8 protein-coding genes, 1 tRNA gene and 1 pseudogene are annotated in these 10,497 nt (G+C 43.7%); 9 read left to right on the forward strand and 1 reads right to left on the reverse strand.

All coding sequences use genetic code 11. The features are described from left to right. Nucleotides 1–36 precede the first annotated feature (36 nt). The 4 genes and pseudogenes from HYU97_07195 (at nt 37) to HYU97_07210 (ending at nt 2,790) form a co-directional block, all read left to right on the forward strand. Complete coding sequence (locus tag HYU97_07195; protein MBI2336531.1) at nt 37–675, forward strand: hypothetical protein; 639 nt, start codon at nt 37–39, stop codon at nt 673–675. Between the two features lie 27 nt (nt 676–702). Then, nucleotides 703–1,044: pseudogene (locus tag HYU97_07200) on the forward strand (hypothetical protein). Nucleotides 1,045–1,329: 285 nt separating this feature from the next. Further along, nucleotides 1,330–2,052: a DUF1016 family protein gene (locus tag HYU97_07205; protein MBI2336532.1), complete on the forward strand. Its 723-nt coding sequence runs from the start codon at nt 1,330–1,332 to the stop codon at nt 2,050–2,052. 213 nt (nt 2,053–2,265) lie between these two features. Continuing rightward, on the forward strand, nt 2,266–2,790 hold the full coding sequence (locus tag HYU97_07210) for a hypothetical protein (protein MBI2336533.1): 525 nt from the start codon (nt 2,266–2,268) through the stop codon (nt 2,788–2,790). A 4-nt stretch (nt 2,791–2,794) separates the two neighbouring features. Here HYU97_07210 and HYU97_07215 read toward each other — a convergent pair. Beyond that, nucleotides 2,795–2,865 (reverse strand) — tRNA-Gln (locus tag HYU97_07215). Nucleotides 2,866–3,241: 376 nt separating this feature from the next. Between HYU97_07215 and HYU97_07220 the strand changes: the two genes are divergently transcribed. From HYU97_07220 to HYU97_07240, 5 genes are all read left to right on the forward strand, one after another. Continuing rightward, the gene (locus HYU97_07220; GenBank protein MBI2336534.1) at nt 3,242–4,834 is read left to right on the forward strand and encodes an FAD-dependent oxidoreductase; all 1,593 of its coding nucleotides are present in this window, start codon (nt 3,242–3,244) and stop codon (nt 4,832–4,834) included. A gap of 84 nt (nt 4,835–4,918) precedes the next feature. After that, nucleotides 4,919–5,956: an adenosyl-hopene transferase HpnH gene (hpnH, locus tag HYU97_07225; GenBank protein ID MBI2336535.1), complete on the forward strand. Its 1,038-nt coding sequence runs from the start codon at nt 4,919–4,921 to the stop codon at nt 5,954–5,956. Further along, nucleotides 5,949–7,865, forward strand: a complete 1,917-nt coding sequence (gene speA, locus HYU97_07230) for a biosynthetic arginine decarboxylase (protein MBI2336536.1) — start codon at nt 5,949–5,951, stop codon at nt 7,863–7,865. Before hpnH ends, speA begins: the two co-directional genes overlap by 8 nt. Nucleotides 7,866–8,076: 211 nt before the next feature. Further along, nucleotides 8,077–8,586 (forward strand): NUDIX hydrolase, encoded by a 510-nt coding sequence (locus HYU97_07235; GenBank protein MBI2336537.1) that lies wholly within the window; start codon nt 8,077–8,079, stop codon nt 8,584–8,586. 57 nt (nt 8,587–8,643) lie between these two features. Beyond that, nucleotides 8,644–10,497 (forward strand): hypothetical protein (locus HYU97_07240; GenBank protein MBI2336538.1); only part of this gene is annotated, 1,854 nt, incomplete at its 3' end.

The raw sequence follows: 10,497 nt of genomic DNA on the forward strand, positions 1-10,497 counted from the left end.
TTATGCTACATGGTTGACATCAGGAGGTCAGAATCTATGCACCGCCTACAACAAGCCATTTTGGAACTTGCTTCGAAAAAACCACTTGAAGGGATGACTCTACGTGAGATTGGTGATCATATCGGGGAGAAGCATCCGCAAAAAATCAAACACCATTTGAATCAGCTAAGAGCAAAAGGGCTCCTTGTCAGCGGAGATAAACCAAGGTCAATAAAAATTGGTGCAGTTCAAGGGAAGGGGCAAACAAAAATGCTTTCCATCCCTATTCTGGGGGCGGCTAATTGTGGAGATCCGCGTGAGTTTGCCGTTGAAAATTTGGAAGGCTATCTAACCGTTTCTCCGAGCATGGTACCGAAAAAAAAACACCTCTTTGCGATACGAGCTGTAGGCTCTTCAATGAACCAGGCTAATATTGCAGGCAAGTCGATCGAAGATGGGGATTATGTAATCGTGGATTCAGAAGTCAAAGCCCCAAAGAACGGTGATTATGTTCTTTCGGTTATTGGAGGATCCGCTAATATTAAGTTGTTTTGTGAGGATAGGGAAAATAGCCAAATAGTTCTTATTTCGGAATCGGCTCAGGAACTGCCACCTATTTATATTCATCTTGAAGACTTTGTTGATTACATGGTCAATGGCAAGGTTGTACAGGTGATAAAGAAATTTAAAAAATAAGAAGCCTTTATTGAAGGGTATTAATTTATGACTGCTAAGAATAACTTAGCTGTTTTTGAAGACTACAAAATTCGTCGTCACTATGATGAAGAAAATGAGGTTTGGTATTTTTCAGTGGTCGATATCATTCAAATTCTCATCCAACAACCTAACTTCCAAGCTGCTCGAAATTACTGGAAAGTCCTCAAAAGTCGGCTTATTCAGTCCATCCCCAGCTCTAAAGCCGAACCCATCAAACTCTGGCTTGCTAAAGTAGGTTATGAGCGTATGCAAGAAATGGCTGACCCAGCCAGATCACTCGATCGTGCCCGTGAAACGTGGCGCAAACATGGTCGTAGTGAAAAATGGATTCAGCAACGCATGATGGGTCTAACTTTACGGAATTGAGTCTTTGGTTATTACATTTCAGAATTTGAGTTTGGTGGAAAAGATCGTGCGGTTTACGGCGAAAAATTATTGTCGGAATTAGCCGAGAAATTGACCAAGATCAAGGTAAGCAATTGCAACAAGCGGCAACTTTATCGGTACTTGCGATTTTATAAATTTTATCCCCAAATTGTGGGGACACTGTCCCCACAATTCAGCAAGATCATCGGAGAAGAATCTCTTGGGTTTGAGAAAGTGGGGACAGTGGCCCCATTTTCCAGGGTACCCATGGATCAATTGATTTCTAAGCTGTCCTATAGCCAGTTAGAGCAGATTGCTGAAATCGATGATCCCTTAAAGCGTGCTTTCTATGAAATCCAGAGCATTAAGGGTAATTGGTCAGTCCGTGATTTGAAGCGTCAAATTGCTAGTCTTTATTTTGAAAGAACCGGCCTTTCAAAAAACAAAAAGAAGTTGGCGGATCTGACTCAGAAAAAACTTCAAGGGGCAAATGACAGACTGAATATCCGCGATCCTTATGTGTTTGAATTTTTGGGGATCAAATCGAAAGAGGTGATGGCGGAATCAACCTTGGAAGGATCTCTCCTTAATAAGTTACAGGATTTCTTGCTTGAGTTGGGCCACGGCTTTTGTTTTGAAGCCTCCCAGAAAAGAATTCTCATCGGTGGAAAACACTATTTTGTGGATCTAGTTTTCTATCACCGGATTCTCAAATGCCATATTCTGATTGAACTCAAGGTGGATGCATTTAACCACGAACACTTAGGCCAATTGAATACCTATGTTAGTTGGTTCCAAAAGAATATGACCGAGTCCGGGGATAATCCCCCGATCGGAATTCTTCTTTGCACGAAGAAGGATCATGTCCTTGCTGAATATGCCTTGGCGGGCATGAACAACAAATTGTTCGTGTCGAAGTACCAAGTGGAATTGCCCAAAAAGAAAGAGATTGAGAAATTCTTGGAAGCTACCTTGAAGGAGATCGAGTGAGAATAGAGCGGAATGTAAAATTTAATAGTTCAATCGCTTCATGACTCATAAACCATTTTTAAGATTTGAATATTTCCCTGGGGCGTAGCCCAAGGCCGAGGAGAGCAAGAATTTTAAAATCATACAAATTCGTAGAAAAAGTGTAAATCAGTTTCAAAGATTGAATTGAGCGATGAAATTAAATCAGTTAATTCAAATTAAGGAATAGCTTTAATGAATAAAGATTTTGAAGCTTGGGTAAAGCAGTGCTCGGAAAAGTTTAAACGAAGGCAAGATCAGTATTTCAAGCACCTAAATAAAAAAGATTTGGATCTAATCATTTTAAAAGGACATTTGATCGTTGAACAAAGAATAAACGAGGCTTTTGAGAAGAAATTAAAACCTAATCTTTTGAAAAGGGTAAAGGATTTAAGATTTTCTATTCCTACTAAGTTAGTCTTTCTTCAGGCAATGGGTAACTTTGATAAGACTTTCGATCACTTTTTCGAAGCTGTAGAAAAATTAAATAATCTTAGAAATAAGATGGCCCACAATTTGGAATGCCCTAAAATAGAGGATCAAGCGAAAGAAATACTCAGTCTAATGTATAAAGGTGAATGTTTGAATAAAAGGTTTCAGAAATATAGTCTTATTTATCAATTAAAGAGGGCCATTATTCTGATTGCAGAAATGGCTTCTCTGCCATCTCTGACATTTCCAAACTGTGGAATTCAGCTAAACGATAAAATCCCAAAATGAAATATTCGGGGACTAGGATTCGAACCTAGACTAGCGGAGTCAGAGTCCGCGGTCCTACCATTAGACGATCCCCGAGAATTCATGTTCCTCATAGATTTGCTTTTGAGAAGGGTCAAGGGGATTTACGATACACATGTAAAGCCTCAGTTTTAGGGGTTTAGCTTTCCTCAACCCGCGCTCCACTCCTCGTATTCGCACTTAAAAAACATTAGTTTGTTTAGAAGTTAGTGTATTCCCTCTGGTCATACCCTAACTTCTACAAACTATATGTTTTTTTAAGCGCTCATGACTCGTCGCTCTCGCGCAAAGGGTTTCGGAAAGCTAAACCCCTAAAACTGAGGCTTTACATACATATATTTCAGATTGGATGCCCCGTTTTTAATTTAGTGTTAATTTAGTTGATTTTAGAAATGGCTTTTGGCAGGGGCTACTTTATAAGGGCGCTTAAATCATGCAACGAAATAAACAATTAGCCAATCTCAAAGAAGGGCAGTTTGATATCCTCGTTATAGGTGGGGGGGCCACGGGGGCGGGGATTGCGCTCGATGCGGCTAGCCGGGGCTTGCAAGTGGCTTTGGTGGAGCGTCTTGATTTTGCGGCGGGGACCTCGAGTCGTAGCACCAAGCTGGTGCATGGTGGGGTTCGTTATTTAGAACAAGCCATGAAACGCCTGGATCGGGGGCAATATCATTTGGTGAAAGAAGCCCTCCATGAACGAGCCATCCTTTTAAAATTGGCTCCCCATCTAACTCACCCTCTACCCATCCTAACCCCGCTCTACAAATGGCACGAGATTGTTTATTACCATATTGGGTTGAAGCTTTACGACCTATTGGCGGGAAGGCATAATTTAAAGCCCAGTCGTTTTGTGAGCGCTAAACGTGTGATGGAAATGTTTCCCATGCTTAAACGGGAAGGGCTTAAAGGGGCGGTGCTTTATTATGATGGGCAGTTCAACGATGCTCGGATGAACTTGTCGATTGCCCTTACGGCACTAAAACAGGGTGCGGTGGTGGCCAATTATGTGAGGGTGCAAAATCTTATTAAAAATGATGCGGGGAAATTATGTGGGGTGAGGGCTAAAGACGAAATCAACGGCGTAGAATTTGACATTTATGCCAAGGCCATCATTAATGCCACGGGCCCTTTTGTTGATGAAATTCGTAAAATCGATGAACCCGAAGTTTCTCCCATGTTGCAGGTGAGCTCGGGGATTCATGTGGTGTTAGACAAAAGATTTTGTGCGCCTGATACAGGGGTGTTGATTCCTAAAACGGATGACGGCAGGGTGCTCTTTCTTTTACCTTGGTTGGGCCACACCTTAGTGGGTACGACCGACAACCCTGCTAAAGTAGAAGTGGATCCTCAGGCTAGCGAAGAAGATGTTCATTATCTTTTAAAATACATCAATCGCTATTACGATTTGAAAATAAGCCGCGAAGATGTGTTGGCCTCATGGTCGGGTTTGCGCCCCTTAGTTTCGGTGGCGGATTCTAAAGAAACGGCAAAATTATCGCGGGATCATGTGATTCGGGTGAGTGCTTCAGGTTTGATCACCATCACGGGTGGCAAATGGACGACTTACCGCAAAATGGCTCTGGATGCAGTTAATCAGGCGATTCAATTGGCGCAACTTCAACCGGCTAGATTTTCGCAAACCGAAAAGATCCCTTTTGTAGGGGCAGAAGGCTTTCATGCAAAATTACCTTATGAATTAGCCGAAGAGTTTAAGTTAGACTTTGACATTGCCCAACATTTAGCAAACTCCTATGGAGGATTGGCTCGAGAGGTTTTAACTTCAACGGGTGCTTATTTATGGCGGCGGCTGGTGCCGGGTCATCCTTATTTAGAAGCAGAAATTCTTTATGCCATACGCGAAGAAGGGGCCTGTCATGTGATGGATATTTTATCTCGGCGCATGCGGCTGGCTTTTTTAGATCGCAAGGCTACCCTAGCGGTATTACCCAGAGTCATTGATTTGGTGGGCGATGCCTTAGGTTGGGACCCAAAGCGGCGCCATAAAGAATTCCAAATAATGGCATGAAATTCTTAAGCCCATTGGCCTAAATTCTATAGCTATTTCATTTTAATTTCGATATGGGGTGGGGAATTATTTGGAGGTCTTTTTATGGGCGTGCCTTTACACCAGGCATTGAGTTTGGGTTGGTATTTGTTTAAGCAGAAAATCAAACGAAACAAACGTTACCCGCTCAATTTAATGTTAGAGCCTTTATTCCGTTGCAATCTGGCTTGCCCGGGTTGTGGCAAGATCCAATACCCTGAAGAAGATTTAAAAAAACACTTGAGTGTTGAGCAGTGCCTGCAAGCCGCCACAGAATGTGGTGCGCCCATGGTGACGATTCCAGGGGGTGAGCCGCTCATTCATCCTCAGATCGAGCAAATCATTGAAGGCTTACTTAAACAAAAACGTTATGTAATTATGTGCACCAATGCCTTGTTGCTTGAAAGAAATCTGCACAAGCTAACACCCCATCCTCGTTTTACCATTAGTGTGCACATGGATGGTTACCGCGAACACCACGACCATTGTGTCGATAGGTCAGGGGTTTACGATATTGCGGTGAGTGCCATGAAGGCGGCGTTAGCCAAAGGTTTTAGGGTTATTACCAACACCACAGTTTTTGAAGGGCATTCTATTGAAAACCTAACCCAATTATTCGATCACATGATGGAGTTAGGGGTGGAAGGTTTGACGATTTCTCCTGGTTACAGTTATGAAAAGGCACCCGATCAAAATCACTTTTTCAAACAGCAACGCACACATGAATTTTTCAAAGAATTATTTGAATACCAACGAGCCCATAATAAAAATTGGGAATTTAACGATAGCCCCTTCTTTTTAGATTTTTTGGAAGGGAAGCGTGATTATGAATGCACGCCTTGGGGCATGCCTACTTACAATATCTTTGGTTGGCAAAAACCCTGTTATCTTTTAACCAATGAAGGTTATGCTAAGACCTATCAAGAACTCATGCAGACCACCGAGTTCGAACGGTACGGAACAGCGAGTAAAAATCCTAAATGTGCTAATTGTATGACCCACTGCGGTTATGAACCCACCGCTGTCACCGATGCCATGAGTGGCATTGGCAAGATGATCGAAATGGGGCGGGGCACTTTAACTCGAGGGCGAGCCGTTGGATAAACCACCCAGTCAAAACTGGACCATCACCCAAGCCGAGAAAAATTATAATCTCGATGGTTGGGGTTTGGGTTATTTTTCAATCAATGACAAAGGGCATCTTTGCATGAACCCCTCGGGGCGAGGTGGGCCCACCATTGATATTATGGACATTGTTGATGATATCCGTGAAAAGGCCTTGGGGTTTCCTTGCGTGGTGCGTTTTCAAGATGTTTTGCGGGCTCGGGTGGCCGCCATCAATCAATTATTTAACAAGGCCATTGAAGAGCATAACTACCAAGGCAAATATTTTGGGGTGTATCCTATTAAGGTGAATCAAATGCGCGAGGTGGTCGAAGAGATTCTCGACGCCGGATTGCCTCACCATCACGGTTTGGAGGCAGGGAGCAAGGCAGAATTAGCAACAGTTTTGGGGATCATCAACGACACCGAATCGTTGGTGGTGTGTAACGGTTATAAAGACGAAGAATATTTAAGGCTAGCCATGCTGGGGCGAAAGCTGGGGATTCAGGTCATTGTGGTGATCGAGCAATTTCAAGAGTTAGAAAGATTGCTGCGCATTGCTGCCGAAATGGAAATAGACCCAGTGATTGGCATTCGAGCCAAATTAACTGCCAAAGGCACTGGTAAATGGGAAGATAGCGGTGGTGATTTTGCAAAGTTTGGTTTGACTATTCCGGAAATTATTAAGGTGGTGCAAATATTAAAAGAACAAAGCAAGACACACATTCTCAAACTTTTTCATTTTCATGTAGGCTCCCAACTTACGGATATTCGTGCCGTTAAAGAAGCCATTACCGAGGCCACGCGGGTTTACGGGAAATTGGCCAAGATGGGTTTTGACATTCAGTATTTAGATGTGGGGGGTGGCTTAGGGGTTGATTACGATGGCAGCCGTACCACGGCCGATTCATCGATCAATTACAATATGAACGAGTATGCCTCGGATGTGGTGTATAATATTCAGCAGATTTGTATGGATGAGGGGGTTAAACAACCTAACATTGTGAGTGAATCCGGGCGTGCCCTGGTGGCGCATCATTCTTGCATTATTATGGATGTCTTTGGCAACATTGAATATGGCACCGAAAATGGGCATCTTAAATCGAGTAACGGTGACATTGCCAAAGAATGGCAAGACATGATGGAAAATTTAAAGACAGAAAATGCCTTAGAAACTTATCACGATGCAGTAGCAAAAAAACAAGAAGCCCTGGATATGTTTCGGTTGGGTTATTTAGAACTCGAAGATCGTGCCATTACTGAAAATTATTTTTGGCGAACTTGTAAGGCCGTTATTAATCTTGTGGGAAAAATGGAAAAGGTTCCTAAAGAAATCAAAAAACTACAAGAGTCATTGGTCGATCATTATTACGCCAACTTTAGTTTATTTCAGTCCGCCCCTGATCACTGGGCTATCAAACAAGTTTTCCCCCTCATGCCACTCCATCGTCTCAATGAAATTCCCACTCGGCGCACTCAAATTGCCGATCTTACCTGTGACAGTGATGGTAAAGTAGAAAAGTTTATTGATCGTTCCAAGCTTCGCGACAATCTTTTTCTTCATCAATATGATGGCAGGCCCTATTATATTGGGATGTTCTTGATGGGTGCTTATCAAGACATCATGGGCGACATGCACAATTTATTTGGGCGGGTAAATGAGATCCACGTGTTTTGTGACGATGAAGACCCGGAGGATTTTTACATTGAAGAAGTGATCAAGGGTGACAGTGTGAGCGATGTCATTTCACGCATGCAATATGCGGGGAGTGATTTATTGAAAAAGGTGAAGGGTGGGGTTGAGAGGCGCGTTAGGGAGGGGGTCATCAAACCTAAAGAAGGCGTCAATTTGGTAGAATTTTATCAGCAGATCTTACAAGGCTACACTTACTTAAAGTCGCAGAGTTAAAAACCTTGATCAAGACAGTAGTGTTTAAAATGCTTGAGGTCTCTTGCGGTGACCTTCATGGAGCCAGAGGGCACGGAAGCCTTCTGCGTTGTCTTCGGGCCACGACCTTCCATTTTTGTCATCCTCGCGGAGGCGGGGATCCATAAAATATAGTTAAAATCTGGATCCCCGCCTCCGCTGGGATGACACTAATTGAAAGTCAAATCATTATATGAGATTAAAAAATATTTATAAGGGCAAAATAGTTTCTCTTTCTATTCTTGATTTAGTTTTGCCCAACGGTGTTTCCACTAAAGTCGAAGTGGTGGGGCATCCGGGTGGAGCAGCCGTATTGCCGGTGTTTCCTAATGGTGATATTTTATTGTTGCGCCAATATAGGGCTTGTTTAAACCAATACATTTGGGAAATCCCCGCGGGTCGGTTAGAAAAGGGTGAGATTCCACGCCAAACGGTATTGCGTGAATTGCAAGAAGAAACGGGTTTCAAAGCCCGATCCATCAAAAAAATACTTTCAATCTGGACAACGCCAGGCTTTTGCCAAGAGGTCATTCATCTGTTTGTGGCCAAAGGGCTAATTTTAGGAAAATGCTCGCAAGAGCGAGACGAAATCATCGAAACCCATCGTTTCTCTGTGCAAAAAATAAAACAATTGCTTAAAAGCGGCAAGATTCAAGACGGCAAAACCTTGGTAGCCTTGTTTTATTATTTGACGAATTTCTAAAAAGCGTAAATTGCAAAACCCCCTTGAATCCCGCTGCGTAACTGTATATGGCAGGGGGTGAGCGAGGTAATTTACGTGAGTGCCATGTCTAAAAATGTCATTGCGAGGAATGTCATCCCCGCGAAGGCGGGGACCCATGATAACAGAAGCAATCTTCTATTTTATCTCTTTCCCCTTCTTTTTCTTCTCTCCACCTCCTGCACCACCCCATCAACATCCCCCGAAGGCCTATCCATCCCCATCCCCAGCCGCTGGAGCCAAGACCTAAACGCCCAGGCCACCCCCTGGCTAGCCGCCCAACTCCGCGTTTACGAATTACCCACCCAAACCAAAGTCCACGCTACCACCATGCAGGTCGATGAAACCACCGGCACCGTAAAAGCCAAAAGTTTCAAACTCCCCGGCGGCAAGACGTATAAATTCATCATCGAGTTTCAATATTTATCTCAAGGTAGTGCCATCGCCTTTGCCTACGCCGAAGTAGAAAAAGAAATCGGCGACGGTAACGCCGAAACCGTAAGCTTCACCAGCTCAGACATCCGTTATGAAGTGGACAAACAAGACCCGAGCATCAGCGCCTCCATCAGCCAAGGCATTTTGCCCGATTTAGACCCCGACAACGATGGTTGGAGCACGTACCAAGAACTCAAGGACAAAGTCAGCCCAACCGATAAGACAAGCGTCCCCCAACCACCGACGCTGAAAATCACCACCACCCAGCAAGGCACGGATTTACTGATCACCCTCGAAGGCGAAGACAACGCCCATGTTGAAGAGATGAAACTAACTGATCCAATCTGTGGAGTTACGAAACTGAGCGAGGTAACGGGAAGTGCCAATGGCAAAGTGACGAAACAGATCGTGTATCGCCTGGATCTTTTGAGTGTGAATAAAGACTTAAGCTCAAGACAATTGCTGGCCACCGTTGAAGACGGCGTGACCGCCATTCAGGGGAAAGACGAGAAGGCATCACTCACTCTCGATAGCAATCTATCGCATCCCACCTTTGCGTTTAGCGACCCAGAAGAGGGAACCGAATTGGAAGGCACCCAGACTTTAAAGGGAATAGCCTGTGCAAGGCAAGGGGTTCAAGGGGTAACCTTGAAATATAATGGAGAAGTTCTGGCCGGTGATACGACTGAAAAGAACGAAAATATTTTATGGGAGATGGAAACAACATTTAATCAACTCAACACCGAGCTTTTGCCGGATGGGGTGGTCCAACTAGAAGTAGAGGTGGTTGATAAGGCGAGTAACAGTGGATTAGGTAAAGGGCAATATAGTGTGGTTAATACAAGTGCCATTAAAGTTGTATCTCCCAAAGGGAGAAAATGGATTTTTGGGAATGAGGAGATAGAATTTAATGTTGTGAATCAACCGCAAGTGAGCCTGGTTTCGATTAAGGGGCCGATTGGGAAATTAAAGCCCATTGCAAAAAATCCTGCGAGTGCGAGTTCAACTTTGGGTGTAAGTGGGATGGAAGAAGGGGAGCCAGTAACCGTTACCGTCGTAACAGAGCAAGTGGATGGAAAGCCGGGCCCTAGTCGACCGGTGACTTTCAAAGTGCGCAATAAACCTAATATAAAAATATTTAAATCAGGGGACCTATGGAATGGGTGGGAGGGGTCGTTGCAATACGAAGTAGAGAATGTAAACCCAACAACGCTAATGATCGATGATCAAACCATTATCACAGATTCTGAAAAACAATGCAGCGTTAATGAAAATATAACTACCTGCAAGGGGAGTTTCAAAGTCAAGCCACAGGTGTCGACAAAGTATACGTTAAAAGCGAGTCGTTTGGCGACCACCGAAGAAAAATGCGATAAACAATGTGATGTGGCACAAGACTTCACCCCTACGATTATGGCATTCGATGGGGATGTGCCACGTTATGGAGTAGACACAACA

It is taken from the genome of Deltaproteobacteria bacterium, from assembly GCA_016183235.1.
Lineage (GTDB): Bacteria > UBA10199 > UBA10199 > DSSB01 > JACPFA01 > JACPFA01.